This window comes from Nocardioides astragali, from assembly GCF_024436375.1.
In the GTDB taxonomy this organism is placed as follows: Bacteria; Actinomycetota; Actinomycetes; order Propionibacteriales; family Nocardioidaceae; genus Nocardioides; species Nocardioides astragali.
This window is the reverse complement of record NZ_JAFMZM010000001.1, coordinates 970,007-996,956: the sequence shown is the minus strand read 5'-3', so window position 1 is coordinate 996,956 and position 26,950 is coordinate 970,007. Positions and strand designations below refer to the sequence as shown.

Below are 26,950 nucleotides of genomic sequence, written 5' to 3'. Positions count from 1 at the left end.
CCCGCCAGCACCGCAAGCGATGCACCCAGAGCTCGACATTCAGGACCTCTGGGACGCCGCTCGCGTCGCCGCCTACCTCGGCGTACCCAAGCAGACTCTCTACGCCTGGCGACACACCGGCAACGGTCCGAAGGCCTTCCGTGTCGGCAAGCACCTGCGCTGGCATCCCCACACCGTCGTCGAGTGGACACTCGCTCTGGAGCGCGACCAATGATCAAGGCCTGCGCCCGGTGCGGAAAGCCGTTCCAGGTCTCCGACCGCCCCAGGGCGGGCCGGCCGCGACGGTGGTGCAGTAGCGCGTGCCGCCGACTGGCATCCGAGGAGCGACGAGCTGCAGAAGCCGGCCACACCGCCGTCACGTTCATCAAGGAAGCGGCACGTCTCGACGATCAGGTCCGCGCCGTCCTGGACTCCCCCAGCGCCTGCCGCCGGATCCTGCGCGAACTGTCCGATCGCGACACCCGAGGAGCATTGGGCGACGCGAAGTGGAGCAGTGTTGCCGACGAACTGGCTCGGCTGCGTCGGTCCAGCCTCCCGACCCGGAGGCGTCGCTGACGATTACGCCGGACGAAACGCAACCGAGAATGCACCAGGTGTGTGGCACTTCGTTTTCAACGCTTGGGCGGCACGCGGTGAGTGAGCGCGCCGGTGGAGACGCCTGCAGCCGTCCGGCGTCGAGCTGACGACTCGAGGGTGGTCCGATGCTCGGACGGTGCACGGCGTATCTGACATCCGCGTCGCACCGGACTCCGGGCTACCGCAGGTGGCGTCCCGTACCTCAAGGGTTTCTCACTGTGAGGTGCATTGGCGGCGGAATGTCGCACTTCGGCCGCGTGGCGGTCACTCAAATTCGCTGGTCGGTACTTCGTCGACGGGACGTCTTGCGCGTCTCGGTGTCCCGCGTTCCCACCAGTCGATCGGCGGAGCTCCGTGCAGCTGGCCCGCGGTCACTTGGACGTTGCCGATGTTGCAGAACTTCCAGAGTTCTTTCGCGGCGCGTGAGTACTGGAACAAGACCTCGTCGACGTCGACGGCCTTGAGTTCGCCGCTGCGGAACCGGTCAATCGCCACGGCTACGTGCGCGACGAGTTCGGCGAGCTCCGCCTAGTGGTAGGTCGCCACCGCCTCGCGAGCTTGCTGACGATCTGACTTCTGGGACACGAACTGAGGCTAGTGCGGATCGCCGAACGAGAGAATGCGTGCACTCATCGCGGCATGTCCGGATGGTCCCTCGTACGCCGTCCCGCTGTCTGATGGATGCGGGCGCCACAACCTGGTCTCGGTTCGGCCACGAACGCGGTCTGCAGCGCGGTCAAACACCATGATGTGGTCATGGCTGCTCGTGGCGCGGGTCTGATCGCGGCACTGCTTGCTGTCCAGGTGGTGGCGGTCGGGTGCGGGACGACGTCCGCGGGGACCTTGGAGGCTCGGGTTGGCGACATGCCGGGTGTTGCCAAGGTGAACGCGTGGTCGGAGCCGGGTGACGGCCTTCCGTTCATCTTTCAAGTCCCCATGCACCTCAAGGTCGTCATGGATGCGCACGCGTCCAGGGACAACATCCTTGATGTGGTCGAGGCGTATGAAGGCGCCCTCGAGGACGGCGTCGTCGAGCGTCTCGAACTCTCCCTTCGGGGAGCCGCCCGAGTGACCTTAGAGACGGGCGGCGGGGTCTCGGAGGAGATGGTGGACGACCTCGTGGTGACTCGCGGCGGCACGGCTGATGGCACGGCTGTCACACGGTACCGAGTGCAGGAGACCAACCTTGGGCGCCGAGTGGACCTCACACTTGCGAGTGGTGGGCTCAACGACGCCCTTGCGGCTGCCGAGCGGTATCGGCGGATCGAAGGCGTCCATCTCGTGGCGGTCAAGCATGGCCGCTTCGTGCTGATGGTCGATGACACTGTCTGGGATGCAGAGCTCACCGCGGCGCGCATCGACTTCATCCGACAGATGAAGGAACGATTCAAGCTGCATGCCGTGAATCTCGGGTACCCGCACTTGATGACGCTTTGGGTCGATGCCGCAGACGTGACGGCAGTGCGTCGACTCCTTGAACCACACCGTGACCTGGGGTACACGGACGTTCAGGCCCATCAGCCGGCGGCCCAGTCCGCGATCCCCTCGGGACCCGTCGAGGCTCGATAGCTGTTGCCCGCTCATCGGCTACTAGGAGACTTCCCGCAGGATCGGTGTCTGGCCAGACTTCGATCCAGGTGTCCGGCGGGACGCTCTCGCATCGGCTGCCCACCTTCGTCTTGGGTGTGGCTCTCATCTGGACTGCGACTCGCCGGTCACCGTGACGAGGAGTGGCTCAAGAGGGGTCTGCCCAGCTCGTAGTAGCACTGCCCGCCTCGTCGACTCTTGCGGTTTCCTAGGCGAAGACGAGGTGAGCAGATGAGCAACACGAAGGGCGTGATCATCGGGGTCGATCCCCACAAGATGTCGGTGACGATCGAGGTCGTCCACACCCACGAGCAGCTGCTCGGCGGTGGCCGGTTCGACACCACCAACGCCGGGTATGCCGCGATGCAGCGTTATGTGAAGCGGTGGCCCGACCGGCTCGGGGCGGTCGAGGGAGCCAACGGTGCCGGGCGTCCGCTGGCCCAGCGATTGGTCGCCGCCGGTGACCGCGTGGTCGATGTGCCGGCGAAGCTCGCGGCCCGGGTGCGGCTCTTCGACACCGGTCACAACCGCAAGACCGACGCCCTGGACGCGCACTCCATCGCCGTCGTCGCGGTCCGCACAGCGGGGTTGCGGGTGGTGGCTGAGGACGGTGAACTCGAGGCTCTGCGGATGCTCACCGACCGCCGCGACGAGCTCGCCCGGCAACGGGTCCAGACCGTGAACCGACTGCAGCGTCTACTCAGCGAACTGCTCCCTGGCCAGCGCAAACGCGACCTGTCCGCCGCCCAGGCCAAGGCCATGCTGGCCACCGTGCGGCCCCGCGACATCGCCGGCAAGAACCGCCGCCGGATGGCCGCCGAGGAGATCGCCGACCTGCTCGCGGTCGACCCCAAGCTGAAGAAGATCAAGACCGAACTCAAGGCCGCGGTCCTCGAGCGCGGGTCCACGTTGATGGACATCTACGGCGTCGGACCGGCCGGGGCCGCACGGATCCTGGCCGACGTCGGCGACGTGGCCCGGTTCACCGACCGCAACCGGTTCGCGTCCTGGACAGGCACCGCACCACTCGACGCCTCATCAGGCGAGCAGACCCGCCACCGACTCTCACGCGCGGGCAACCGGAGGATGAACCACGTCGTTCACGTCGCAGCGATCGTGCAGATCCGCCACGACACCGAAGGCCGCGCCTACTACCGACGCAAGCTCGCCGCCGGCAAGACCCCGATGGAGGCGTTGCGGTGCCTCAAACGACGCCTGTCCGACGTCGTCTACCGCCAACTCGTCGCCGACGCCGAACGCACTCAACAGCCCCATGACGCGGGTCCGGGAGGGCACTGCGGGGCGACACTTCAATCCAGCGCGGTCGACTCACACCCGCTCATCGACACTTCGGATCAGCCACTTCCCGGACCCGCACAGCCGACGCTACGCCGACCACCAGCCGCCCGGAAGACCCTCGCTCCAACCGCTCCTTGACACAGAGGGGTGCCAGATCCGGTAACTCGGATACGCGCCGACAAGCGGCGAAGTGACGCACACCGAGAACATACGCACATCAGCGCGGGTGAGCTGCTTGCGGACCTCCGCCTCGATCGTCCGCCACGAGAAGCACGCGTCTGAGTTGGTCGAGGCGCCCAGGAACACTCGGGCTGCGTGAGCGAAAGCTCCCAAGCGCCTCGTAGAAGCAGGTGTAACGGACCCTCGCCCAAACCGCAGCGATGCTTGAAGTTTCGTCGAGTTCCGGGCAGTTCCACGAGGAGCGCTACGCCGAGGCGGCCTCGGACCGTCGCTGGCGATTACGCAGCAATCGCCGCGCTGTGAGCATTGAAGTAGCTCGGACCACCCGGCCGATCACCGCGTAAGGGGATTCGCTACGCGTACAGCTTCTCGCCTGTTGAGAAGCCTGCCGAGGTGTGATCCCCGAGGCGATGGTCCGCGTTACGGGCCGTGATCGGTGGGCGAGATCGAGTTCTCGTGAGCCGGTGACCCACGGGTGCCGTGGGCGTCAGTGAGCGCCGCTCATGTTGAGAGCCACGACCCCGATGACGATCATCGCCAAGGAGGTCACCGTGACCCAGTTCCAGTCTTCGCCCAACCAGACCACCCCCACGACGGCCACCAGCGCGGTACCCGCCCCCGCCCACACGGCGTACGCCGTGGACACGGGGATGTCGCGCACGACGAGCGATAGGAGCCAGATCGAGGAGGCGTAGCCCAAGACCACAAGGACGCTCCAACCCGGACTGCGGAAACCCTCAGTGCGAGGAAGGCTTGCGGTTGCAGCCACTTCGGTTCCGATGGCTAGCGCCAGCAATCCCATTGCGCCCCACATTGTCATGCCTTCCTGTCGCGTTGTAGCACTTGCTACAACGCAGTGTAGCGACTGCTACAGTCGTTGTCATGCCGTCAGCCAATGCAGCCGCGAATGCGCCGGGTTCCCCCCAGGAGTGGGCCGACGCAGCCACCGACTACGTGATTAGGCACGGCCTGATTGGCCTGAGCCTCAGGCCGCTGGCGGCCGCACTGGGCACTAGCGACCGAATGCTCATCTACCGATTCGGGAACAAGGACTCGCTCGTTGCCGAGGTTCTGCGGACGTCCAATGCCAGGGCAACGGACTATGTCTCGCGCCTTCCTGGGTCCGAGGACCCGCGGGCGGCCGTTCGTGATCTCTGGGCTGCGGTCTCGCATCCGGCAGTCGACGGATGCCATCGCTTGTACGTGGAGGCAGCAGCGCTGCGCCTGTTCGGCCAGGAGCCCTATGCGAGCGTCGTTCGTGAGATGAACAACGAGTGGCGCTCGGCCGTCGTCGACCACCTCACGAGATCGGGTCTCGATGGCCCCGCGGCGCTCAGGATCTCGATCCTGCTCGACGCCGCCTTCGTCGGGTTGCGCCTGGATCTGCCCCTCGGCGACACCGATGGCACCAAAGATGTGGGTGCCGCCGTCGCTGACCTTGCTGCGGCTGTCAGCTCGCTGGCCGAGAAGCACCTCGACGGTCAACCCGGGTGAGCTGGTTCGACTGGGTCTATGGCCGGGCAAGCCGGCGCGGAGACGCCGAGTGCGCGACATTCCGGCATGGATCGCGGAGCAGGTGAACACGAACAGGCCGTTCGCTCGAGTTGGTCGCCCGACCTTCTGTGCTGGCCAATGCGGATCGAGCGATCATCGAGCAACCGAAAGAACGCCTGGATCCGGGCGCCTGGGTCCGGAAATCCGGAGGCGCGCTGAACTCGGCATTGCGGACGTCCCACAAGCGGCGGATAGACGCACCTCGCCAAGGCGCGGAGGGCTAGACCCGTCCCGGGAGACCGGACCGCGGATGACGAGTCAGACTATGGCGGCCAGCGCCGAACTTGGTTCGCAGCTTACGTGGATCCAACCCACTCGCCGGCCGGCTGCGAGCTCGTCCTCAGGCGGACCGATGGTGAGTTCGAGGTCGCGGGCCCGGGCAACAAGTGCACATACGAGGGCGTCGCAAACGTCGTCGCTGACGAACTGGCTGTACAGGTGGTCGTCGGCGGTGAGGAACGGAAAGTTGGTTTGCAACTGAGGCCACGTCTGCTTCGCCCGCCCGAAGCCCCAAGCCGATAGAGCCGCCGACGGATAGGTTTCGCATACCGTGCCCTGGAGACCCGCGCGGTCGATCTGGACCCCGAGAGAGACCAGCTGTGCTTCGACCAACACCCACATCGCGGCCGTCGCGCCGAGCATCTGAAATGACGCAGGTAGTGGGCGGGTCTTGATCCGCGGGTCGTCGGTAAGAAACCGGTCTGTGAGTCGTTGTGCGATCTGCCGAGTCCGCCAATTCTCCCAACCCGCTGCTGCTGCGGGCACGGCCTCGGCCGGCAGAGGTCCGTCGTGGCGGTCCCTCATCAAGGCAACGAACAGGTCCGGCCACCCGAAGGGGACGTCGACGGCCCACCTGCTCTCCCTGTTGACTGAGATCAGCGGTGCAATCTCGGCTGCACGGTGGACGAAGCACGTCGACGACACGTGCCTCGCCGGGAGTCGACCAGTCGAGGGCGACAGCAGCCGTCTTGACTCGATTCGTTGAGACGTCGAGGCCCCAGGTCACGTCATGCATAGGCTTTAGCCTCTTCGTGCACAGGCATCTCAGGACTGAAAGCGCGAACGAACCGCGGCAGCTTGCTCAGGCGTCAGGTGCCAGCGGCTGTAAGGGACGCTTTGCCATCCCTGCTCCCGCATCCACTGCCGGATCGCGCGAGCGGCGACGCCGAGTTCCCTGCTCAGTTCGCTTGGGGTCACCGTGTTTGGCATACAGCTGACGCTAACCCCAATGGGCGCGACCATGCACCTGCACACCGCAAACCTCGGCTGACAGACTGTTTGCGTGGTGGAACCTTTCGACCTCGTAGACAGCAACAGTCGCCTGCTGAGCCCCGTTACTGTGTGGACGCGTGGAGAAGTCCTCACACGCCCTTCACCAGTCCCCGCGGAGCCCGGCGTCTACGCCTGGTACTTCGACGAACCGCCGCCGGGTGTTCCCTTGCAGGGGTGTCACACCACCAATGATGGGGTGCTGTTGTACGTCGGTATTTCGCCGAAGGCGCCGAGCCAGAATGGAGTCAGACCGAGTCGGCAGAGCATTCGGAACCGGATCAGGTATCACTACCGGGGAAATGCGGCCGGTTCGACCTTGCGCCTGACGTTGGGTTCACTCTTGGCCGACGAGATCGGCATCGCGCTGCGGCGTGTTGGGTCGGGCCAAAGACTGACATTCGCGGACGGAGAAGCAACGCTTTCCGAGTGGATGGGGAGACACGCACGCGTTTGCTGGGTCACGACACCCACACCGTGGCTTCTCGAGACTCGGCTCATCGAGTCGTTGATCCTTCCGCTGAACCTTGACCAGAACGCGCGCTCGCCCTTCCGGCAGGAGCTGAGTTTCCGCCGTGCAGAGCAACGAGCGCGAGCGAGAGCATTGCCGGTACTGCCCCGTTAGTGCCGAGGGGACGGGCTATAGCGGCGGTATGCCCTAACCGGTGAGGGTCGTTGGTCTGTCAGCCACCGACGGCGAACTTGATGAGACCGGCGCCAAGTCCACCCAGCAGGACGAAAATAAGTGCGCCGCCTACTAGCGGCAACTTGACCGTCACGCTCTGCACAGCTCCGAACAATGTGGCGTCGGCCTTTTCTTGTGCGGTCTTCGCGGCCTCGTCAGCCTTCTCCTTCGCGTCGGCCGCCGCCTTGCTTGCGTGGTCAGCCGTGGTCTTGGCTTCTTTGGCCTCCTCTTCGACCCTGGCGTTGTCACTAGTGTCGTTCAGGTTCCTATGGGCAGTTGCCGCATCGAGGCCCACCTTCGCCGCTTCCATATTCTTTCCCGCTGCATGCTCAACGCCTTCGGCAGCGGACTTGACCTTGGCTGCGGCGTCTTTGAGTTCGTCCACGGCTACCTTCGCGGCAGCCGCTTTCGCCTTTAGGGCCTCGATCGTGGCCACGATGACTTGAGCCAGGACCAGGAGGAACGCCAAGAGCAGGCAACCAAAGAGAAATCCACCCTCCATGGTCCACGTTATCCCGGCCAGTAGCAGCGGGTAGACAACTGTGACGAAAGATGGGGACATTGCGCACCTCGCCGGGTCTGGGGTAAACACGATTGCACGACCGAACGCGTGCTGGCTACCAATTGTGGATGCCTAGCACCTTGGGCCTGCCGACAGACGGCCCCGCAAGCCATCAACTTCCGTGCGGCACTGGTAGTCGCGCATGGGGTGGCGAGTTTGACTCCATAGCAAACGCTATGGGGCGGAGAACTGGGTCGGCCGCACTCTCGCAGGGCCGCCAGCCCTCACCCTCGCTGGTTCCCGGGTCGCCACGCTCTCGCCACCCACCGCAGTTTCAGCCTTATCAGAAGCGTGCCTTGATTCGGGTCGGCGTGCACAAGTTCTATAGAAGCCCCGCTATGGAACTTCCTGTCTGGCAACGCGCTCACGTATCGTGGCCCTACCGACTGGCGACCCAGAGTTCGTCCTCTTCGCGGCGCCGAGCAGCGCTTCCGAGGTGGTCGCGCTGGAAGTTGCCGACTAAACGCTCGAGCGCGATCCCCGGCGCCATGCCTGGCGCCGCAAGGGCCCGCGTAGGGGCGGCTGAACGTCTTTCGTCGTACGAATGCGCGAGTTCGATAAGTGACTGCTGAAAGTCGTCCAAGACGACGACAGGAGGAGTTCCGTCGATGGTATCGGCGTCGCCTTGGACAACTAGTGATCGTCTGGCAGGTGAAGGCGGATCTCGAGGTGACTCTCGGGTGAGTAGTGGCAGCAGACTTGCTGCGTGCTTGTCACGCTCGGTCAGGTGCCCAGGGATATCGAACGCGTCGAAGACGGTTCTGACGATGCAGGAATGGTCGAAGACAGTGGGGGACACGGACCCGGCCTCCACGAACGGGGAGACGACTACGGCTGGTACACGTACCCCCAAGATGTCGAACCCGAACGTCGCATCGGCTGCTTGTTGGCCTGGAATCGGGGGTGTGGTTAGCGGTGGCTTCTCTCGGTCGAAGAAGCCGCCGTGCTCGTCCCAGACGACGAGGAACAGCACCGACTCCCATACTCGGCGGTTGCTCACGAGCGCCGTGTACACCCGCGCTAGCAATTGTTCGCCGGGTCCCACGCCGTGCGGCGGGTGCTGGCTGTCGCATCCGACGAAGTGCCTGGGCTCAAGGAAACTGTAAGCGGGCAACCTGTTCTGTCGCACGTCGTCGAAGAACTCCGAGAGTCGGTTGAAGCGGTTCTTGAAGGCGTCGTTGAGGTCGGCGTACACCGCGGCTTGGGGAACGTCGCCTGCGTATACAGCCCATGGGATTCTGTGCTTACTCAGCGTGCTGAAGGTCGTGGAATGCTCGTACTGCAGTCCCTGGCGTCCCCGGAGCCTGCTTACTCGCCCGGCGGACTGGGCGCCGTGGGCGAACAGCCGATTAGGAAAGGTCTCTCCGGGAACGGATGAGAACCACCGGGTGCAGGTAGTGAACTGCTTGGCCATGCGACTCAGGACAGGAACCGTATTGGCAGTCTGATAGCCCATGATCTCGGCTACGTCGTCAATGTACAACGGCACGTTCAGGCGGTCATAGGTGCTCTTCATGCCCTTGTAGTAACTCTGTACGAAGCCGCTCATGTCGATCTGGTCATGGACCAGATCTCCGACCTTGCCAGTTAGTTGCCGCGTGACTTCCCGGTGCGAGTGCGCCGGGTCGACCGTGATGTCTGCACCGCCTTTCAGCGCATGTGACTTGAATGGCGGCAATTGGTGGCCTCTAACCACCAGCTCATTCTGATGAGACTCCGCGATGGGATCCAGGCCGTTATGAGCCAGGTGCCCCAGCATGTGGTCAAACGAACGATTCTCCAGCATCAAGACGACTATGTGTTTGACCCGCTCCATCACGCCTCCGGCTCCCGTGAGCACCCGTCGATGTTGACTGGGCTCTGCATCGTTCCACGCAAGGTCACGCGGGCAAAGCACGGTGGTTCCCGGACTTGCACAGCAAGCCAGGATCGCCAGATGAGGCGGTTCGAGACGACGCTAGGTCGCAGTCCGCCTCGCGCGACGCGCACCCCGTTTGGCGCCTTCGCTTGGGTGCCGAGACGGCTGCGGGCAACGCGGCAACGGTGCACATCGAGGTGTTGGGGGTTCGCGATGGGAGGTTGAGGTCCCCCATTTCCAGCAGGCTGATGCGACGCTACGCGGCGGAAGGACGCAGCCTCGATCGGCTACTACCGGTGACCAGAACGCGCCCTGCTAGACCTCCGGTGGCTCCTGTTCGGAGTACGGCCTCGCGAAGGGTGTGTCTGCGAAGTCGTTATAGCCGTGTACCGGGGGGCGTGATCGGTGCCCACCGTCTGGCACCGTGAAGTCGGCCATTCGGTCGACGTCATCTTCCAGACGCTTCACGCTCGTGGTTTGCGTCGGGGTCAGACTGGCTGGCAGCGATTCCTCCCACTTGATCATCGGGTTGCGCAGTTGGCTACTCCACAACCCGAAGCTAACCTCGCGGTTTGTCGGCTCTCCGGCATGCCATGAGAGTGCTGCGACCGTCGTCCCGCCGACTGCCGGTAGCCCAACCCACCCGTCATGGCTTCTCACGGTGATCAACAAGATGGCCTCGCGCCCGTAGGCAGACAGTGAAACAACGGCGTGCGTGTGGTTGTCTCCGGCGAGCATGCCGACGGAGGGAACTCCCGGGATCAATAGCTGATCTCGCAACTTCGGGGATGCCTGCAACACGAACACCGTCCAGACCGCTACGTCGGGCCATCTCGTGACCGACGTGATCTGGTCCCCGAGCTTGAGCGACTTGGTCCTAGTCGGCAACTCCCATGTCCGAACGCAATGCAAAGAAAAGATCTGGGAGTGGCGCAATCGCGGAAGCGGTGTGAGTTTAAGGCTCTTGCGCTCCAATTCCTGCCCGGCCAGCGTTGCGTAGACTAATCCCGATCGGTGGTAGTGCAATTTTGGCTTAAGCGGGGTTTCCGCACTGCTCGGCAATGCCGAAAGGTTGCCCTCCAACAGGCCGTAGCGCCACGGCCCATGCTGCATCGGCGCAATGAAGACGCCACCGTCGGGAGACAACCCGATGACAGCAGCGGACTTGTACTCGAACGTGGATCCGGTTCGACGCATTAGCCCGACATGAAACGCGCGAGGCTTCGTCGTCGCGTCCGTTGGCGTGCTCTCTTGTCCCGCCGTAGTCATGAGCCTATTCTTCCGTGGTCACGGTCCGCCGGCGCGATCTCGACTTGAGCGGACGTTAGCAGGTGACGCTGGGAGGCGGCGGAATGGGCTCCCCGCGAAAAGAGTGAGGGGCGAGACTCGGGCCAAGCGCCCGGCGGCCAACTCGGAACTCCACTACGAGAGATCAGTCGCGGTAGCGGGGTCCTTGCATGCGAGTGAGTGACGGCGACCTGGAGTGCTCAGGTGTTGGCGACCTGGCGGGTTGGTTACCAAGAGTCGCTCACCAGGAGTCACTCACCGCCCCGGAGCGGACTCGTCCACGACGCCCGCAACTCGGCGGCGTCGGCCCCCTTGAGGAATGCGTTGTACACATGCTCCGTTTCGCGGGTGCTCTCGCCCGTCGGCAACCCCATCGCTTCGAAAAGGTGCCGGGGATGCTCAATCAGGCTGTGAATCACGGCGTGGTCGACTGACTCGAGGGGGAAATACTGCGCCCGGGCAAGGGGCCAGCATTCGCGGACCCCGGGCATCGGGCACAGGAAGTCGGGCGACATCACATCGAGCGCTTCGCCCGGTAGCTCCGCAGGCACGAGCGTCATGAAGATCACGACTTCGGCCGCCGCGAGGAACCCGTAGGCCGTGTTGTCCGGTGCGGTGGTTAGGTCTGGAACGCCCTTGTGCACGAGGGTTGATTGCAAGCCCAGGGAGACCTGCGCGCTGGGCGAGTGAGAGCGCATTAGCCAGATGCGGCTGCGCGCGAGCGGCGCGGGAGCCGAGGCCATCGTGCGGTACTCCTCGTCTCTGAATGGGTTGTTGATCCGCGGCCGGGTCAGTGCGTACGCCATCCAGCACTTGGTGGCCCACGTTGCCAGCGTCGTCAGGTCCTCCACCGTCAACCGAACTGGGAGGTCGGATTCGACGAACGGGCCAAGCAGTCTCTTGACGTTGTCCTCAAGTCTGCTCATCCATCCGCTGTTGCAGTCGGAGCAGACCCACACGGTGACGTTGGGCAGCCACTTGGCGACGGGACCGAGCGTCTCAGAACTCCGCTCGTAGCGCCCGTCCGGTAGAACTGTCAGTGCGTGATAGTCGCGTGGGATGCGTTCTCCGTTAGTGCCTTCGAGCAAGGCGCGAGCGGCGTGGGTGCCATGTAGCCAGCGGGCCCACACGTGCTCGCGGGTCCTTGGTCCGCGCTTTCCGCAGAACGGACAATCGACTAGCTTCGCCATGGAGCAGATTGTGCCCGTGCACGTGCGTTTTCGACCTAGCGATGCATGACTTCGCTATAACACTTGCGCAGGGCCAGGGGTGGGGCGCTACGTCCGAGGGGCCGTGCATCGGAACGGTGCAGTCCCACGCCTGCCACTCATGGTCCGGCCAGCTACCAAGCCGCGCTGTCAGTCAGTCAGGATGACTCCGCAAAGTCCAGCGCACTGCGCCGATTGCTCGTACGTTGGAGCGGAGGACTCGGGGCGGGAGCCGGCAGAACGCCAGCTCGGGTGAATAGTCGTGTCCGATATGTCGACTGAGTCTTGGGGGAATGATGACCTGGTTGTGGGTCCTTTTGCCAGCCGTTGTGCTGGCTCTGATTGTTCGCGGGGACGCGCGATTCGTGGGTCCCTACTTCGCGCTGTCCAGCGTCATCAGCGGGACGGAGGGCATATCAGCGAGGTACTGGTACGAAGAGGGGCCGCTGCGTCGTGCATTCGTTCGGAGATTCCTGTATCCCGGGATCGCCGGGTTTGTCTTGGGGTGGACACATCTTTCGAAAGTTGACGTCATCGCTGTTGGTCCATTGGCCGCGGGCCTTCTCTTGTGGCCGATGGTCTTTGTAGGACTTCCTTGGTACGTACCGCGACACTCGTGGCACCTTCCAACGCTCTACGCGTCGTTCGTCGTTGCTTACGGTGCCTCGTGTGGCATCGGACTAGCGGTCCAGCGTCTAGTAGTCGACTTCGCCGATGGCAACGTCGCTGGCTGGCTCGCAGAGCAACTCGTTTTCACCTTGATCTTCTCCGTGGTCGCTGCCGTTTCGGTAGCGGTCTTTCGAGCGGCTTTCGCAAGCACGACGGCCGTGACCCGGAACAGGGAAGCAGCCGGTTCGGAGGTTCCGGATGAATTCGACGACCGCTAATACCATTCGGAACGCGTACTTCTGGCACCTGTCTGATCACGCCCGTTCTAGAGATGCGAGGCGTGGCCTCCGTACGCTCGATCGGGCTTGCGACTCAAGCGAACTCGTAGCGATGCACCGCGAAAAGCTTGCGATGATCCTGTTGGTGGAAACCCGCGAGCGCCCCCCGTGGATGCGGATGCTCGAGTGGACCCTCAGGGCCTTGGGGCGACGGTCGACGACCTGCGGACCGCTCCAGATGCGCGGCGCTCCTGTCAGCACAGGTAGAGGATTTGCCGTGGGTGCCGAAAAGTTGCATCGATTGGGTCCTGATCCGGGCGTCGAGACACTCGCCAAGCTCTGGAACGGGAGCTCCGCGACCCATCCGGATGCCTACATGTCTTACGCCGAGGCCCTCGACGTGGCTTCCATGGTTCTTCAGCACTTACCGCCGAAGCAACGCTTGCCTCATCGCTGAACACGCCGTCGCGGGATGCGCGGCAAGGGTGCCCACTTGCGAGCTGTGCCACCACAACAAGACTTTGGTTGCTCACGGGCACGCCGAGTTGTAGGGCGCCTCGCATGCAACCGCGCTCGACTCCCGCAGCATTCTGGGCGGCATGCCCGTGACGGGGCGGAGTCGATTGGGTCTCTACCGTTGCCCTTCCAGCCCAGATCCAAGTGATGACCGTCGTGGCCCCAGCGGAGGTCTTGCCGACGCGGAAGTCCTGGGGACTTAGCCGGTGGTAGCCCAGGCTGGCGAGCGATCTCGTTGGAGGCGGGCAGCTCTTCGTGACAGTGTTCGCGAGAACCCCGTAGGTAGCCGGCCAGAACCAGCTCGTCGGGAGGGATGCTCACGACGGGCAGGTCGAGGCGGCTCGCCAGAGCCTCAGCCATGGGACCGCTTTGGCGAGGGCGGAGCAGTAGCGACACGTTGCGGGCGATAGCGGGCTCTGAGACCGCCCGTCTGATCCTCCGGACTGCCCACAAAGTGCCCGGAAAGTCCAGCGGTACGGGCTTGCACGACGACGAGTGACAAACGCCGGAAAACGACGAAACTGCAGGTCAGAAGGCCAATCATCGCGACTGTTCGTCGTCGGTCACTGCTGCAGAGAGTTCTCAGCGGGTTCGGGGTTCGAGTCCCTGATGGCGTACTGCAAGCCCCTCTCGACTGGAGACAGCGAGAGGGGCTTCTCTGTTGCAGCCCAACCCTTGTAGGTTGGATGCCTGTCGTCCTGGACCCGGCGACCCTGTAGGGGAGATGCCGAGAGCGGGAGGCCAGATGAGCATGGTGTGCCACTCGGGGACCGCGCCATGACGTCCTTCGAAGAGGCGGTCCGTGTGCGGGAGCTGATCTCGCAGGAGACCCCGACCGAGGAGGACAAGCCCGCCGTGGCCGGATGGCTGCAGCGCGTGTGTCGGGCGGCCGGGCGTGACCTGCCCGCCATGGGAGTGGGCATCAGCCTGCTCTCGAAGGGGACAGACCCCCTGCCGGTCGCCGCCTCGAACGAGATGAGCGTGCTCGTGGAAGAGCTCCAGTTCGTGATGGGTGAGGGGCCCTGCATCGACGCCTACGCGTCGCGCAGCCCGGTCCTAGTGCCCGATCTCGAAGCCACCGCCGCCACGACGTGGCCGGGGTACGCCCCCGCTGCCCACCTCCACGGCGTACGCGCGGTCTTCGCGTTCCCCCTGCAGATCGGCGCTGCCCGACTGGGGGCGCTGGACGTCTATCGCGAGCACACGGGCAACCTGTCGCCCGACGCGCTCTCGCGCGCCCTGACCTTCGCCGAGGTGGCGATGCAGGGTCTGCTCGACGGCGGCAGGGCGACCTCGTCCGGCGGCGCCGACCTGTTCGACGACATGCAAGGCAACCGGTTCGAGGTCTACCAGGCGCAGGGGATGATCATGGCGCAGCTCGACATCAGCGCCGAAGAGGCACTCATGCGACTCCGCGCATATGCCTACGCCCGCGAACGGCGCGCGATCGACGTTGCCCGAGAGGTCATCGCGCGTAAACTCACCCTGGAGTCGGACGCGTGATGACGGACTGGGCATGTTCGCGACCAGCACCCGCAGACCGTCCGGTCTGGCTCAGCTTCCCGAATGAAGGGAACGACAAGCATGACAACCATTGCGTCTGACCGGTTGGCGGAGGTCCTCGTCGAAGTCGCGGACACCCTCGTCGACGAGTTCGACCTGATCGACTTCCTCCAACGCGTGACCACGCACGCCTCCGACCTGGTTGCTGCCAGGATCTGCGGCTTGATGCTCGCCGACCACCGGGGCCGGCTCCAGCTGATGGCCGCCTCGGAGGAGAGAGCCGAGATGCTCGAGCTGTTCCAGGTGCAGGCCGACGAAGGCCCGTGCCAGGACTGCTTCCGCGACGGCGAGCCGGTGATCGTGACCGACCTCCGGACCACGCAGGACCGGTGGCCGCAGTTCGCGCCGCACGCCGTCGCAGCCGGTTTCCGGTCGGTCCACGCGTTCCCCATGCGCCTGCGAGGACAGGTGATCGGCGCGCTGAACATGTTCGGCAGCGACGCGGGACAGATGGAAGATGCTGACGTCCGTGTCGTCCAGGCGCTGGCCGACATCGCGACCATCGGCCTGCTGCAGGAACGCGCCATCACCCGTGCGGAGCTGCTGACCGAGCAGCTGCAGGCGGCCTTGAACAGCCGCATCGTGATCGAGCAGGCCAAGGGAGTGCTCGCGCAGCTCCACGGCGAGAGCCCGGACGAGGCCTTCGCCAGGCTGCGCGCCTACTGCCGCAGCCGTGGGCTCGGGCTGGGCAAGGTGGCCTACACGGTCACCACCGACCCGCTCAGCCTGCCCGACCTGACGCGTCCCGCGCACAGCTGACCCGCTCCGCTCTTCTCCTGGTCGCGCTTCTCTGGTTCACTGGATGGTGCCGCCCCAGACCCGGTAGCGACATATCCGAAACGCGCAACCGGGGGTTTCCAGCAGTGATCATTGGCACGCACGGGGTGGCGTCGTATCCCCGCTTCGAGGTGGCGGCCAGGGACGCACGACGGTCGATGACCGTCAACGCGCGGATGTTGCTGTGCCTGCTCCCTGATTTCGACCAGGTGAGCATCACCGTCGTGGGCGACGCCGGGGAGATCTCGACCCTGGCGCAGGAGGGCGACCTCGTGGCCGACCTCGACCAGCTCCAGTACGGCTTGGGCGAGGGCCCCGGCATCGACAGCGCTCGGAACGCCTACCCCGTCGTGGCCGCCGACATCCAGCGAGACGACCGTTGGCAACGCTACGTCCCGGCGGCGTCGGAGCTCGGCTTGAGGTCCCAGGTCGCGACACCTCTGCGGTGGCACGACGACAAGCCCCTGGGCGTGCTGAACATCTATTCGACCACCCACTCCCAGGTCGCCTTCGCGGCCCCCGTGGTCGCCGAGGTGATGGCAGCCCAGGTCGTCAGCGCTCTGGCCGCCTTGCGCGAGATCGAGCACCTGCACGACGAGCTGGCCGAACGCGCCGTCCTCGGGCAGGCCATCGGCCTGGTGATGGCGTGGCTCCATGACGACGCCGACCGGGCGTCGGACTACCTGCGGAGCGTCGCGCGGCAGCAGCAGCGGACGCTCACCCAAGTCTCCGAGGAACTCGTGCACACGCGCCGGCTCCCGCCCGTGCGCCCGGAGTAGCCCCCACTCCCTGTGGCGCACAAGCCGAGAGCCGGTCCTCACGGACCGGCTCTCGGTGTGTACGCGTGCAGACGGGCCTGGACGGATCCAGGACGGCCTACTTGGTGAAGAGGCTGACCCCACCCGGGCCGACCAGCAGGCCGACGATGATGAGAACGATGCCCATCAGCACCTGGCCCCTGACCAGCGAGACGATGCCGGACACCACAAGGATGACGGCGAGGATCCACAGCAACAGAGCCATGTCATGCTCCCTTCGTTTGTCCCTTCAACCTAGCCACCGCGAGGTCCGGCAGGAAAGTCGGTCACACCCTTTCGGAGGGCGGGACTCACCCCTCCTCGCGCAGCCGCGGAGGCGTGAAGCCCTCCGGCCGGAAGCCGGTCTTGTCCGCGTAGAACTCGCGCAGCACGTCCATGTCGGCGCTCACGTCGCCCGTCGGGTGGAACGTCGGTCCCCAGCCGACGGTGCGCGAGGGCGCGTCGAGGAACGCGAGCGTGATCGGCAGGCCGGTCTGCCGGGCGATGCGGTAGAAGCCGGACTTCCAGTAGTCCCCGCGCGAGCGCGTGCCCTCGGCGGCGATCCCGATCAACCACGGATCGTCGCCCTCGGCCTCCGCCAGCAGCTGCTTGATGGTGGCCGCTGGGTTCTTGCGGTCCAGCTTCACGGCGCCGGTGCGGCGCAGCAGCCACCCGAGCGGGCCGACGAAGAGCTCCTGCTTGACCAGCAGCTTGATCGTGATGCCGTAGCGCCAGGCCAGGAGCAGCGTCAGCACCCAGTCCCAGTTGGACGTGTGCGGCGCGCCGACGAGGACGCCGCGCTGGGGGACCTCACCGACCGTCTTCCAGCGGACGGCCCGCAGCAGGCCACGCGCGACCGTACGCCGCACCCGCGCGCCGCCGCCCCCGGGCACCGGCGTCGTGGCGGTGGGCGCGACGCGGGACATGCGTGACGAGGTGGCGCGCGCGCGCCCCGCCTTGCGCTCGCGCTCCAGGTCCCAGAGGTAGTGGTCGAAGTCGACCTCCATCGTGTGCCGGGGCGAGGCGTAGAACTGCCGCTTGTCGCGCTCGTGGTCGGCGAGCATCTGGCGGCGGATGACGGCGTCGGAGGGGGGCACGTAGTGGCCGGCGAGCGTCTCGGCGATCCAGGCCGACTGTGCCTCCGCGATCGGCATCACCGCACCGATCGCCTGCACGAGGCCCAGGAAGTAGAGACCCGGCAGGTCGGGGTGGACGGCGCGCTTCCAGAGCGGGAGCTCGTTGTCCTGCGCGGAGACGAGCTCGGGCTTGAAGAACGGGAAGCTCACGTGGTAGCCGGTGGCCCACACGATGAGGTCGGCCGGGGCCGAGGTGCCGTCGACGAAGACCACCCGGTCGCCGTCGAGACGCTCGATCCCCGGTCGCGCGGTCACCGCTCCGGCGTCGAGGCGCGCTCGGATCTGGTCCGACTGCACGGGGTGGGACTGACCGGGCTTGTGCGTCGGGGCCGGCAGGCCGTACTTCGTCATGCTGCCGGCCACCGTCGCGCCGAGCCGCAGCCGCGCGGCGGTGACCCACCACGGCAGCCAGCCCGGCAGCGCCACCTGGTCGCTGGGCCTGCCGAGGAAGAACTTGCGCAGCACCCACTCGGTCCGGCGCACCGACCACGTCGTCGTACGCGCTGTGAAGGACGCCTCGACGGCGATGTCCATCGCGGAGTTGCCGGCACCGACCACGACCACGTCACGACCCTGCAACTGGTCGCCGGAGCGGTAGTCGTGGGCGTGGATCTGCTCGCCGGCGAAGTCCCCCGGGTAGGCCGGCTCGGGCCAGCGGGGGTCCCAGTGGTGGCCGTTGGCGACCAGCACCGCGTCGTACGTCCGGGTCTCGGTGCCGCCCGGGCCGGTGATCCGCACCTCCCAGCGACCGTCGGCGGTGCGCGAGACGTCCTCGACCGTGGTGTCGAAGGTGATGGTGTGCCGGAACCCGAAGTGGTCGACGTAGTGCTCGAAGTAGTCGCGGACCTGGTCGTGCCGGGCGTAGGGCGGGTAGTCCTCCGGCATCGGGAAGTCGGAGTAGGCCATCCGTGCGCAGGACGTGTTGATCTCGAGGCTGTCGTAGCAGGCCGACTGGCCGTTGGAGTTGTCGAACACCCACGTCCCCCCGATGTCGCTGCCCAACTCGTAGCAGTCGAAGGGGATGCCTGCGAGGTAGAGGTGCTTGGCAGCGGTGATGCCCGACGAGCCGGCGCCGATCACGCACGCGCGGGGCAGCGACTCGTCGACGGGGACCGGCGCGGTGACCGCGGGGGCGCGGTCGGACTGCTTGACGAGGTAGGCCATGGGCAGAGCCTAGAGATAGAGCCCCGTCGAGCCGCCGTCGAGCCGCTCGGCCGCGACCGCGTGGACGTCACGCTCGCGCATCACGACGTAGACCTCGCCGTGGACCTCGACCTCCGCCTTGTCCTCGGGATCGAAGAGCACCCGGTCGCCGACCTCGACCGCACGCGCGTGCGGGCCGACCGCGATCACCCGCGACCAGGCCAGGCGCCTCGCACCCATCGCCGCGGTGGCGGGGATGACGATGCCGCCTGTCGAGCGGCGCTCGCCCGCGTCCTTGTCGACCTCCACGAGCACGCGGTCGTGGAGCATCTTGATCGGGGCACTGCCCCCGTTGGCCACCATGCCGGTCGAGGGGGCGGTCAGCGGACGACCCGGCGCACGACGGCCAGCAGGACGACGACGCCGACGACGGTGCCGGCCACCTTGAGGATGTTGTCGGTGCGCGGAGCACCGGTGTCGAGGTCGACGAAGCGGGACTTCACCGTCGTCACCTGCCGCCCGACGATCGTCTTGGGGTGGGCGCGGTGGGCGAGCTGGTCGATGGTCGAAGCGAGTCGCTGTCGCGTCTCCTCGATCTCGCGCTCGAGCGCGCTCATGTCCTGGGTCACCCGGGCAGGCTACCAACGCGTCGGTGCCCCCGGGCAACGCGCTCGTGCAGGCGGCGGTGCTTGTTGCAAATGACATGCAATAGCATCGCCGCGTGAACAAGACCCGCCGCGCCTGGTCCCCTACCGACCGGCGACACCTGACCGCGATGGCGGCGGTCGTCGTCGCCCTCAACCTCGTGGGCTGGGGCGTGCTCCTGGCGGTCGTGGTCCCCCAGCGCTTCGAGGTCGGCAGCGCCGGCGTCTTCGGGGTCGGCCTGGGCGTGGCGGCCTTTCTGCTGGGGGCGCGGCACGCCTTCGACGCCGACCACATCGCCGCGATCGACAACACCACCCGCAAGCTCGTCGGCGAGGGGCGCCCTGCCACCACGACGGGCTTCTGGTTCGGCCTCGGGCACTCGAGCGTCGTCTTCGGGCTCAGCCTCCTGCTCGCCGTCGGCGTACGCGCGCTCGCCGACCCGGTGCGCGACGAGGGCTCCCTGCTCCAGGGCAGCCTGGGCACCGTGGGCACCGTCACGGCCGGGACCTTCCTGATCGTCATCGGGCTGATGAACCTCAGCGCCCTGCTCGGCATCGTGCACGCCTACCGACACCTGCGAGCCGGCACGTTCGACGAGGAGCACCTGGAGCACCACCTGCACAACCGCGGTTTCCTCGCCCGCATCTTCAAGCGCACCATGAAGCGGGTGACCAGGGCCCGGCACCTCTACCCCGTCGGGCTGCTGATGGGCCTGGGCTTCGACACGGCCACGCAGATCGCGCTGCTCGTGCTCGCCGGTGGCACCGCGGCGTTCGCGCTCCCTTGGTACGCCGTGCTGACGCTGCCCGTGCTGTTCGCCGCCGGCATGGTCCTGTTCGACTCGCTCGACGGGGTGCTGATGAGCCGGGCCTACGCGTGGGCGTTCCTCAAGCCGATCCGCAAGATCTACTACAACTTCACCGTCACGATCCTCTCCGTCACCGTCGCCCTGTCCATCGGGTTGCTGCTGCTGGTGCAGCTCGCGTCCGAGTGGGTGCCCGTGCTCGGCTGGGCGGGCGAGCTGGACCTGGAGCACGTCGGCTTCGGCCTCGTGGCATTGTTCATCCTCGTCTGGGGCGCGAGCGTGGCGTGGTACCACCTCGCGCGGATCGAGGAGAAGTTCGAGAAGGGGCTCACATGACCGACCGCCTGGCTGCCGGCGACACCGCACCGGACTTCACCCTCACCAGCGACGCCGAGGAGCAGGTGTCCCTCTCGAGCCTGCGCGGCAAGAAGGTCATCGTGTACTTCTACCCGGCGGCGATGACCCCCGGATGCACGAAGCAGGCGTGCGACTTCTCCGAGTCCCTCGACTCGCTGCGCGGAGCGGGCTACGAGGTGCTCGGCGTCTCCAAGGACAAGCCCGCCAAGCTGGCGAAGTTCCGTGAGCGCGACGCCCTCACCCTCACCCTCCTCTCCGACGAGGACCTCGCGGCGCACAGGTCCTACGGCGCCTACGGGAGGAAGCTGCTCTACGGCAAGGAGGTCGAGGGCGTGATCCGCTCGACGTTCGTGATCGACGAGAGCGGCACCGTCGAGCTCGCGCAGTACAACGTCAAGGCCACCGGGCACGTCGCGAAGCTGCGGCGCGACCTGGGACTCGCCTGACCCCCAGGTCGCGCCCGCTGCCGTCTAGCGGAGGACCTCGGTGACAGCGAAGTCGGTGAAGTCGAACCTCGTCGGCACGCCGTTGGTGGAGACGACCTCGACGCCGTAGTCGAGCTGCCCGATGGTGGAGCTTGCGGGGATGTGCCCGTTGGCCGCGAGATAGTTGGTGAAGGCCAGGAGCTCGAGCTCACCGGCGGGGATCGCCGCCCCGCTGGTGGGGACGAACGCGAGGTAGTGGCCGGCGTATCCCTTCCAGAAGTCCCACTGAACGCCGCTGAGGGTGACCGTGCCGACCTTCGTCCCCGCGGGGCGCTGGTTGTGGTTCTCGGTCCAGATCATCAGCTCATTGGCTTCACCGTCGCCGACTCCGTTGAGCCAGACGTCGAACGCCACGTTCCAGATGCCAGCCGTCTCGGGTGCGTCGTGGGCGAACCGCATCTTGAGCGAGGAGAACTCGCTGAGCGGCTGCATCCAGCCGGTGCCCCAGTCGACGTAGTCGATGTGGACGTTGGGGTAGGTCTTCACTGCGCCGTCGCCGCGGGAGTTGTCAGCGGTGGCGATGGCGTACCAGGAGTCGTAGTCACACGCACCCATCGTCTGCGAGACGTTGTAGCCGCCGGCGTTCCACATGTTGTTGTGGACCATGACCTGGCCGTAGAAGCCGACGCCGTTGGGCGGGTCGTAGGGGGTGACCTGCCAGCCGTGTGTCGCGCCGTCCTCCGACGAGGTCCACTCCGGGTTGGTGCAGACGCTGCCGCCCGGGTCGGGGGTCGGCGTGGGCGTCGGGGTCGGCGTGGGCGTGGGTGTGGGGGTCGGCGTTGGGGTCGGCGTTGGGGTCGGCGTGGGTGTGGGGGTCCTGCACTTGGGGTGGTTGGGCTTCGCCTCGCAGAAGTCCTGACGCGGAATGGCCGCTGACGTGGAGGCGGGCAAGCCGACGAGCACGACTCCGAACAGTGCGAACAGACCCGCGACCAGCGCGGCGATGGTGGTGCGTCTCAAAACAGACTCCTGTATCTACGGTGACCACGGTGGTCACTCGTTGTCGGACAGTGCTGTGGTGGGGGCGCGGTACCTACGCCTCGACCCGGTCGATGCCGGCGCTGCCCAGCGACACGGCAGTGCAGCCGTGGTGGGCGAGGACGACGCCGACACAGGGCGTCAGCTCACAGCGACAGCTCCCAGAGGGGGTGTCAGCCCACAGGGGTGGATCGGCGGACCTGGCGCGCAGGCTGGACGGCGCCAGGTCCACCGGGACGGGGGGGAACGTTGGCCGTGAGGACGGCCAGCCGGGCACCGACCTCGTGCCTGTTCAGGATGAGCTGCTCGACGACGCCGACATGGCGAAGGTCCGGGACGACGATGCCCCAGGCCTCCTCGCGGGTCACCTCGGCCATCAGGGCGTGGAACGCGCCGGGGTTGCGGCCCCGCTCCACGAACACGGTCCCGAGGCAGAAGTCCTCGCGCTCGGCGCACGCGTGGAGCTGGGCCTCCACTCGGTGGACCTCCGTCCGGCTCCTGAGCACGTCGGCACGGATGTAGCCGAGCAGCAGCGGGGGGTTGCTCATGACATCTCCTCTAGAAGGAACCAAGCGGCACTGTCCGGGGGCAGCTTCTCCCCGACTCCGGGGTCACTGCCGAGCAGCAGCCGCGCCCCTCGGGGCGCGCACACCGGACGCGGGGAGAAGTTGACGATGCAGGCGAAGCCGTCGCCACGGGAGAACCCGAGGACGCCGGACTCGGTCGGCAGCCACCGGAAGTCGCCCGAGGACAGAGCGGGGACGCGGTGTCGCAGGGCGATGGCCTCGCGGTAGAGCTGGAGCATGGACTCACCGGACTCGAGCTGACGATCCGCTGAGTAGTGGGCGAACCACTCGGGCTGCGGCAGCCAGGTGGGGGCGTGGCCGCCCGACGGGGAGAACCCGAACGCGTCGTGCCCCGACTCCCAGGGCAGCGGGACCCGGCAACCGTCGCGGCCACGTCGCGCGCCACCGGTGCGGTGGAACATCGGGTCCGTCAGCACGTCGTCGGGCAGGTCGGTGACCTCGGGAAGACCGAGCTCCTCGCCCTGGTAGATGTAGACCGAGCCCGGCAGCGCGAGCATCAGCAGGGCGGCCGCCCGGCCTCGGGTCAGGCCCAGGTCGACGTCCCCGGCGTCGAACCCGGGGGCGCCTCCGGCGTACCGCGTCACGGATCGGGGCATGTCGTGGTTGTTGAGGACCCACGCCACGGGTGAGTCGTGCGCGGCAACGGTGCCCAGCCCCCGGTCGATGACCTGCGACAGCGACTCGGCGCTCCAGGGCGCGCGAAGGAACTCGAAGAAGAAGCTCTGGTGCAGCTCGTCGGGGCGCTGGTACGACGCGAGCTCGCCAGCGTCCAGCACGCCCACCTCGCCGACCAGGACCCGCTCCCGACCCGTGAGGTCGGTGTACTCCTCGGCGACGGCTCGCCAGCGGCGCCAGACGTCGTGCACCTCGGGCTGGTTCCAGGCGTAGGGGTTGACCGGGTCGCCGGTCAGCTCGTCGTCGATGGCGAACTCGTGGTCAGGCAGTCCGTCGCGCTTGTGCAGGCCGTGGGCGACGTCGATGCGGAGACCGTCGACACCCCGGTCCAGCCAGAACCGAAGCACCTGCTCGAAGTGGTCGGCGACCTCCGGGTGGCGCCAGTTGAAGTCGGCCTGCTCCGGGGCGAACGTGTGGAGGTACCACTGCCCGGGCGAGCCGTCAGGCTCGCTGATCCGGCGCCAGGCAGGTCCACCGAAGATGGAGCGCCAGTTGTTGGGGGGCAGCTCGCCGTGCTCACCAGCGCCGTCGGCGAAGTGGAAGCGGAGGCGCTCGGGGCTGCCCGGTCCGGCAGCGACGGCGGCCGTGAACCACGGGTGCTCGATCGAGCAGTGGTTGGGCACGACGTCGACGATGACCTTGATGTCCAGGCGGTGGGCGTCGTGGACCAGCCGGTCGAAGGCGAGCAGGTCGCCGTACTCGTGGTGGACGGCCATGTGGTCGGAGACGTCGTAGCCGTGGTCGTGCTGGGGCGAGGCGTAGAACGGGTTGAGCCAGATCCCGTCCACCCCGAGGCTGCGCAGGTAAGGAAGGCGGGCGCGAACGCCACCCAGGTCGCCGACGCCGTCTCCGTCGGAGTCCTGGAAGCTGCGCACGTACACCTGGTAGATGACGCCGTTCCGCCACCACCCGAGGTTGTCACCGGACCGCTCCCGGCTGTACGGGGGGACAGCGGCAGCAAGGGTCATGGTGGACATCGGGGGGGTCCTCGGGTGGTGGGGAACGGCGTGTGTTAACGCTCACACCTACCCCACCTCCCCGGCATCCGAAGAGGTACGGAGATGACTACGTAGATGCGCGGGCTACGTAGTGCGACGCAAACCGCGTCACCGAGCCTGCTGCTCGGCCACCCAGCTGGCGACCTGGGCGCGGGACGTGATCGCCAGCTTGCCCAGGACGTGGTCGACGTGGGTCTCGACCGTGCGCTGCGAGATGACGAGCCGCGCCGCGATCTCCTTGTTGCTCAGGCCCTCGGCGAGCAGCTCGGCGATCTCCCGCTCACGTCGGGTCAGCAGGCCCGACACGCTCGGCACGCGGCGGCGCGCGGCTTCGTCGCCGCCCGCGGCATCGAGGCCCTCACCCAGCGCGAGTGAGACCGCCTGCTCGAAGGAGTAGGCCGCGCCCTCCGCGAACGCCTCCTCGTACCGCTCGGAACCCAGCGCCTCGCGCACCTGGTCCTCGGACCGCTTGTCGAAGGCGCCGTAGGCGTTGGTCTCGTCGACCTTCGCCCCGCTCGTCCGCCAGACCGCCTGCGAGCAACCGAGGAGCCGCGCGGCCGCCTCGTCGGGAGCGCTGAAGGCGGCACACCAGGAGAGCGCCTGGACGCCGAAGCTGATGCCGGTGAGGTCGTGCATCGGCTGGAAGAGCCGCACGCACTCCCGGAGCGATCGGATCGCCCGGCCGTAGTTGCCGGCGCGCCACTGGGCGACGCCGACGCTCCACAGTCCGTAGCCCTTCGACGACAGTGCTCCGTGCCGGTCCGCGAGCGCCAGTGCCTCGCGGCTGAAGTCCTCGACCCGGGGGTCGTCGACGAAGAACGTGGCGGCGGTGAGCAGGATCAGCGTGTCGAACTCGCCGAGCGGGTCGCCCACCACCCGGAACTCGGCGCGCGCCTCCTGCAGGAGCCCGATGGCGGTCGGCACGTCGCCCTGGTAGAGGCTCGCGTGCCCACGACACTCCTTGATGCGTGCGTCCAACCGCTTGTCGTCGAGCCCTGCCGCGATCTCGGCGCACTCGTCCAGCATCGCCTTGTTGCGGTCGAACTCCGTCGCGAACATGGCCAGGTAGCTGGCGGCCCACAACGCATAGGCACGGCTCCTGGTCGGTTCGGTGGCCAGGTCCAGCGCCTGCAACAGGTAGCGGTAGCCCTCCCTGAGGAACCCCGCGAACCAGAAGTTCCAGGTGGGGGCGGCGATCTCGAACGCCGCGGCGGCCTCCGCCGGGTCCGTGAGACAGAACTCCAGGGCGGCCCGTACGTTGCCCTGCTCGCGCCGGAGCCGGATGAACCAGTCGGCCTGGTGGGGGCCGAAGCCCTCGGCGTCGTACTGCTGCGCCAGGGACCGGTAGTGGTCGCGGTGGAGGACCTGCAACGCCCGCCGCTCGCCGTCGTCGAGCCGGGCCGCGCCGTACTGCCGCACCGTCTCGAGCATCTGGTACCAGGCGGTCGTGTGCTCGGTCGCCTGGATGCGCACCAGGATGGACTTGTTGACCAGGCTCGCCACCAGGTTCAGGACGTCGTCGCGCTGGATCTCGTCGCCGCTGCAGACATCCTCGGCCGCCTCGAGGTCGAAGCCCCCGGAGAAGACGGAGAGTCGGGCCCACAGCAGCTGCTCCGCAGGTGAGCACAGCTCGTAGCTCCACCCGATGGTCGCGTCCAGTGCCTGCTGCCGGGCGGGCGCAGCGCGCCGCCCGGTCGTGAGCAACCGGAAGCGGTCCTCGAGGCGGTCCAGGATCTGCACCGGGGAGAGGGTGCGCAGCCACACCGCGGCCAGCTCGATCGCCAGAGGGATGCCGTCGAGCCGCCGGCACAGCTCCACCACGGCGTCGCGGTTGCCGTCCGCGAGCTCGAAGTCGGGCGCCACGGCCGCGGCGCGGTCCAGGAAGAGCGAGACGGAGTCGTAGTGCGTGGCGTCGCCGGCCCTCACCTGTGCGTCCGGTGTGGACAGGGGTGGCACGACGAGTATCTGCTCGCCCTCGACCCCGAGCACGTGCCGGCTCGTGGCCAGGATGCGTAGGCCGGGGGCCGCGGCCAGCAGCTTGCTGGCCAGCATCGCGCAGGCGTCGGTGAGGTGCTCACAGTTGTCGAGCACCACCAGGAGCCTCTTCTCCTCCAGGTAGGCCGCCAGGTCTCCTGCGGGGTCCGCGGAGACCTGCCGGAGCTCGAGCGTGTTGGCCACCGTGTTCGGGAGCAGCTGGGGGTCGTGCAGGGCGGCCAGCTCGACGAACCAGACGCCGTCGGGGAACGTGCGCCGGACCTCGGCGGCCATCCGCAGCGCCAGGCGCGTCTTGCCGACTCCACCCACGCCGGTCAGGGTGAGGATCCGGCTGCCGGCCAGGAGCTTGCGGGTCTCCGCGAGCTCACGGCGACGGCCGACGAAGCTGGTCAGCTCAGCGGGCAGCGCACCGCGACCCGATGGCGACGACTTCGTGGTTGTCATGCGGACTCCGCCCCTGCTGTCCCACCCGAGACAGCCCATCGGATCACTCAGCACCCCTGCGCCCCCGCGCACCCTGATCGCTCACAGTGTACGGCCG

Annotated in this window: 26 protein-coding genes; 11 read left to right on the top strand and 15 right to left on the bottom strand. The window is 66.9% G+C overall.

The genetic code is table 11. The annotated features are described in order from the left end of the window. The first annotated feature begins 19 nt into the window (after positions 1–19). On the top strand, positions 20–214 hold the full coding sequence (locus J3P44_RS04870; RefSeq protein ID WP_255889100.1) for a helix-turn-helix transcriptional regulator: 195 nt from the start codon (positions 20–22) through the stop codon (positions 212–214). A gap of 626 nt (positions 215–840) precedes the next feature. Here J3P44_RS04870 and J3P44_RS04865 read toward each other — a convergent pair. Then, positions 841–1,071: a hypothetical protein gene (locus J3P44_RS04865; protein ID WP_255889099.1), complete on the bottom strand. Its 231-nt coding sequence runs from the start codon at positions 1,069–1,071 to the stop codon at positions 841–843. 261 nt (positions 1,072–1,332) lie between these two features. On the opposite strand from J3P44_RS04865, the gene J3P44_RS04860 reads away from it, so the two are divergent. Both J3P44_RS04860 and J3P44_RS04855 read left to right on the top strand, forming a co-directional pair. Further along, positions 1,333–2,145: a hypothetical protein gene (locus J3P44_RS04860; RefSeq protein WP_255889098.1), complete on the top strand. Its 813-nt coding sequence runs from the start codon at positions 1,333–1,335 to the stop codon at positions 2,143–2,145. 249 nt (positions 2,146–2,394) lie between these two features. Further along, a complete protein-coding gene (locus J3P44_RS04855) occupies positions 2,395–3,600 on the top strand; it encodes an IS110 family RNA-guided transposase (protein WP_255889097.1) in 1,206 nt (401 codons plus the stop codon). Positions 3,601–4,129: 529 nt separating this feature from the next. Here the strand turns inward: J3P44_RS04855 and J3P44_RS04850 are convergent. Beyond that, positions 4,130–4,444: a DMT family transporter gene (locus tag J3P44_RS04850; RefSeq protein ID WP_255889096.1), complete on the bottom strand. Its 315-nt coding sequence runs from the start codon at positions 4,442–4,444 to the stop codon at positions 4,130–4,132. 80 nt (positions 4,445–4,524) lie between these two features. On the opposite strand from J3P44_RS04850, the gene J3P44_RS04845 reads away from it, so the two are divergent. Beyond that, positions 4,525–5,136, top strand: a complete 612-nt coding sequence (locus J3P44_RS04845) for a TetR/AcrR family transcriptional regulator (protein WP_255889095.1) — start codon at positions 4,525–4,527, stop codon at positions 5,134–5,136. Positions 5,137–5,454: 318 nt separating this feature from the next. Here J3P44_RS04845 and J3P44_RS04840 read toward each other — a convergent pair whose 3' ends face one another. Further along, entirely contained in the window at positions 5,455–6,120 is a 666-nt protein-coding gene (locus J3P44_RS04840; RefSeq protein ID WP_255889094.1) for a DUF429 domain-containing protein, read from the bottom strand. Positions 6,121–6,478: 358 nt separating this feature from the next. On the opposite strand from J3P44_RS04840, the gene J3P44_RS25750 reads away from it, so the two are divergent. Next, positions 6,479–7,090 carry a GIY-YIG nuclease family protein gene (locus J3P44_RS25750; protein ID WP_372496477.1) on the top strand — a complete coding sequence of 204 codons (612 nt, stop codon included), beginning with the start codon at positions 6,479–6,481 and terminating at the stop codon, positions 7,088–7,090. A 58-nt stretch (positions 7,091–7,148) separates the two neighbouring features. Here J3P44_RS25750 and J3P44_RS04835 read toward each other — a convergent pair whose 3' ends face one another. From J3P44_RS04835 to J3P44_RS04820, 4 genes are all read right to left on the bottom strand, one after another. After that, positions 7,149–7,712, bottom strand: a complete 564-nt coding sequence (locus tag J3P44_RS04835) for a hypothetical protein (protein WP_255889093.1) — start codon at positions 7,710–7,712, stop codon at positions 7,149–7,151. A gap of 379 nt (positions 7,713–8,091) precedes the next feature. Further along, complete coding sequence (locus tag J3P44_RS04830; protein WP_255889164.1) at positions 8,092–9,528, bottom strand: alkaline phosphatase family protein; 1,437 nt, start codon at positions 9,526–9,528, stop codon at positions 8,092–8,094. Positions 9,529–9,885: 357 nt separating this feature from the next. Next, the gene (locus J3P44_RS04825) at positions 9,886–10,839 is read right to left on the bottom strand and encodes a hypothetical protein (RefSeq protein WP_255889092.1); all 954 of its coding nucleotides are present in this window, start codon (positions 10,837–10,839) and stop codon (positions 9,886–9,888) included. A 269-nt stretch (positions 10,840–11,108) separates the two neighbouring features. Then, complete coding sequence (locus tag J3P44_RS04820; RefSeq protein WP_255889091.1) at positions 11,109–12,047, bottom strand: hypothetical protein; 939 nt, start codon at positions 12,045–12,047, stop codon at positions 11,109–11,111. 383 nt (positions 12,048–12,430) lie between these two features. On the opposite strand from J3P44_RS04820, the gene J3P44_RS04815 reads away from it, so the two are divergent. From J3P44_RS04815 to J3P44_RS25405, 4 genes are all read left to right on the top strand, one after another. Beyond that, on the top strand, positions 12,431–12,952 hold the full coding sequence (locus J3P44_RS04815; protein WP_255889090.1) for a hypothetical protein: 522 nt from the start codon (positions 12,431–12,433) through the stop codon (positions 12,950–12,952). 1,293 nt (positions 12,953–14,245) lie between these two features. Further along, a complete protein-coding gene (locus J3P44_RS04810; RefSeq protein ID WP_255889089.1) occupies positions 14,246–14,971 on the top strand; it encodes a GAF and ANTAR domain-containing protein in 726 nt (241 codons plus the stop codon). Positions 14,972–15,052: 81 nt separating this feature from the next. Then, the gene (locus J3P44_RS04805; protein ID WP_255889088.1) at positions 15,053–15,790 is read left to right on the top strand and encodes a GAF and ANTAR domain-containing protein; all 738 of its coding nucleotides are present in this window, start codon (positions 15,053–15,055) and stop codon (positions 15,788–15,790) included. Positions 15,791–15,894: 104 nt separating this feature from the next. Next, positions 15,895–16,587 (top strand): ANTAR domain-containing protein, encoded by a 693-nt coding sequence (locus J3P44_RS25405; protein ID WP_255889087.1) that lies wholly within the window; start codon positions 15,895–15,897, stop codon positions 16,585–16,587. Between the two features lie 97 nt (positions 16,588–16,684). On the opposite strand, the gene J3P44_RS04795 is transcribed toward J3P44_RS25405, so the two are convergent. The 4 genes from J3P44_RS04795 to J3P44_RS04780 form a co-directional block, all read right to left on the bottom strand. After that, entirely contained in the window at positions 16,685–16,831 is a 147-nt protein-coding gene (locus J3P44_RS04795; protein WP_200948198.1) for a GPGG-motif small membrane protein, read from the bottom strand. Between the two features lie 85 nt (positions 16,832–16,916). After that, positions 16,917–18,905: an NAD(P)-binding domain-containing protein gene (locus J3P44_RS04790; protein WP_255889086.1), complete on the bottom strand. Its 1,989-nt coding sequence runs from the start codon at positions 18,903–18,905 to the stop codon at positions 16,917–16,919. 9 nt (positions 18,906–18,914) lie between these two features. Continuing rightward, positions 18,915–19,247 (bottom strand): GroES family chaperonin, encoded by a 333-nt coding sequence (locus J3P44_RS04785; RefSeq protein WP_255889085.1) that lies wholly within the window; start codon positions 19,245–19,247, stop codon positions 18,915–18,917. A gap of 17 nt (positions 19,248–19,264) precedes the next feature. Continuing rightward, a complete protein-coding gene (locus J3P44_RS04780; protein ID WP_255889084.1) occupies positions 19,265–19,513 on the bottom strand; it encodes a DUF3618 domain-containing protein in 249 nt (82 codons plus the stop codon). 92 nt (positions 19,514–19,605) lie between these two features. Here J3P44_RS04780 and J3P44_RS04775 point away from each other — a divergent pair, with 92 nt between their 5' ends. Both J3P44_RS04775 and bcp read left to right on the top strand, forming a co-directional pair. Further along, on the top strand, positions 19,606–20,670 hold the full coding sequence (locus J3P44_RS04775; protein ID WP_255889083.1) for a HoxN/HupN/NixA family nickel/cobalt transporter: 1,065 nt from the start codon (positions 19,606–19,608) through the stop codon (positions 20,668–20,670). Beyond that, the gene (bcp, locus tag J3P44_RS04770; RefSeq protein WP_255889082.1) at positions 20,667–21,137 is read left to right on the top strand and encodes a thioredoxin-dependent thiol peroxidase; all 471 of its coding nucleotides are present in this window, start codon (positions 20,667–20,669) and stop codon (positions 21,135–21,137) included. The genes J3P44_RS04775 and bcp overlap by 4 nt, the downstream gene beginning before the upstream one ends. A gap of 24 nt (positions 21,138–21,161) precedes the next feature. On the opposite strand, the gene J3P44_RS04765 is transcribed toward bcp, so the two are convergent. The 4 genes from J3P44_RS04765 to J3P44_RS04750 form a co-directional block, all read right to left on the bottom strand. Continuing rightward, complete coding sequence (locus J3P44_RS04765) at positions 21,162–22,136, bottom strand: GH12 family glycosyl hydrolase domain-containing protein (RefSeq protein ID WP_255889081.1); 975 nt, start codon at positions 22,134–22,136, stop codon at positions 21,162–21,164. A gap of 191 nt (positions 22,137–22,327) precedes the next feature. Then, on the bottom strand, positions 22,328–22,702 hold the full coding sequence (locus J3P44_RS04760) for a hypothetical protein (protein WP_255889080.1): 375 nt from the start codon (positions 22,700–22,702) through the stop codon (positions 22,328–22,330). Beyond that, positions 22,699–24,384 carry a glycoside hydrolase family 13 protein gene (locus J3P44_RS04755; RefSeq protein WP_372496486.1) on the bottom strand — a complete coding sequence of 562 codons (1,686 nt, stop codon included), beginning with the start codon at positions 24,382–24,384 and terminating at the stop codon, positions 22,699–22,701. Before J3P44_RS04755 ends, J3P44_RS04760 begins: the two co-directional genes overlap by 4 nt. Before the next feature lie 138 nt (positions 24,385–24,522). Continuing rightward, positions 24,523–26,853: an ATP-binding protein gene (locus tag J3P44_RS04750; protein ID WP_255889078.1), complete on the bottom strand. Its 2,331-nt coding sequence runs from the start codon at positions 26,851–26,853 to the stop codon at positions 24,523–24,525. Positions 26,854–26,950 lie beyond the last annotated feature (97 nt).

Coding starts and splice junctions, on each gene's coding strand:
- J3P44_RS04830 (WP_255889164.1), bottom strand. CDS start 9,528: ATGGAGCGGGTCAAACACATAGTCGTCTTGATGCTGGAGAATCGTTCG.
- J3P44_RS04760 (WP_255889080.1), bottom strand. CDS start 22,702: ATGAGCAACCCCCCGCTGCTGCTCGGCTACATCCGTGCCGACGTGCTC.
- J3P44_RS04805 (WP_255889088.1), top strand. CDS start 15,053: ATGACAACCATTGCGTCTGACCGGTTGGCGGAGGTCCTCGTCGAAGTC.
- J3P44_RS04845 (WP_255889095.1), top strand. CDS start 4,525: ATGCCGTCAGCCAATGCAGCCGCGAATGCGCCGGGTTCCCCCCAGGAG.
- J3P44_RS04860 (WP_255889098.1), top strand. CDS start 1,333: ATGGCTGCTCGTGGCGCGGGTCTGATCGCGGCACTGCTTGCTGTCCAG.
- J3P44_RS04810 (WP_255889089.1), top strand. CDS start 14,246: ATGACGTCCTTCGAAGAGGCGGTCCGTGTGCGGGAGCTGATCTCGCAG.
- bcp (WP_255889082.1), top strand. CDS start 20,667: ATGACCGACCGCCTGGCTGCCGGCGACACCGCACCGGACTTCACCCTC.
- J3P44_RS04790 (WP_255889086.1), bottom strand. CDS start 18,905: ATGGCCTACCTCGTCAAGCAGTCCGACCGCGCCCCCGCGGTCACCGCG.
- J3P44_RS04850 (WP_255889096.1), bottom strand. CDS start 4,444: ATGGGATTGCTGGCGCTAGCCATCGGAACCGAAGTGGCTGCAACCGCA.
- J3P44_RS04820 (WP_255889091.1), bottom strand. CDS start 12,047: ATGGCGAAGCTAGTCGATTGTCCGTTCTGCGGAAAGCGCGGACCAAGG.
- J3P44_RS04785 (WP_255889085.1), bottom strand. CDS start 19,247: ATGGTGGCCAACGGGGGCAGTGCCCCGATCAAGATGCTCCACGACCGC.
- J3P44_RS04855 (WP_255889097.1), top strand. CDS start 2,395: ATGAGCAACACGAAGGGCGTGATCATCGGGGTCGATCCCCACAAGATG.
- J3P44_RS04795 (WP_200948198.1), bottom strand. CDS start 16,831: ATGGCTCTGTTGCTGTGGATCCTCGCCGTCATCCTTGTGGTGTCCGGC.
- J3P44_RS04870 (WP_255889100.1), top strand. CDS start 20: ATGCACCCAGAGCTCGACATTCAGGACCTCTGGGACGCCGCTCGCGTC.
- J3P44_RS04835 (WP_255889093.1), bottom strand. CDS start 7,712: ATGTCCCCATCTTTCGTCACAGTTGTCTACCCGCTGCTACTGGCCGGG.
- J3P44_RS04755 (WP_372496486.1), bottom strand. CDS start 24,384: ATGACCCTTGCTGCCGCTGTCCCCCCGTACAGCCGGGAGCGGTCCGGT.
- J3P44_RS04825 (WP_255889092.1), bottom strand. CDS start 10,839: ATGACTACGGCGGGACAAGAGAGCACGCCAACGGACGCGACGACGAAG.
- J3P44_RS04750 (WP_255889078.1), bottom strand. CDS start 26,853: ATGACAACCACGAAGTCGTCGCCATCGGGTCGCGGTGCGCTGCCCGCT.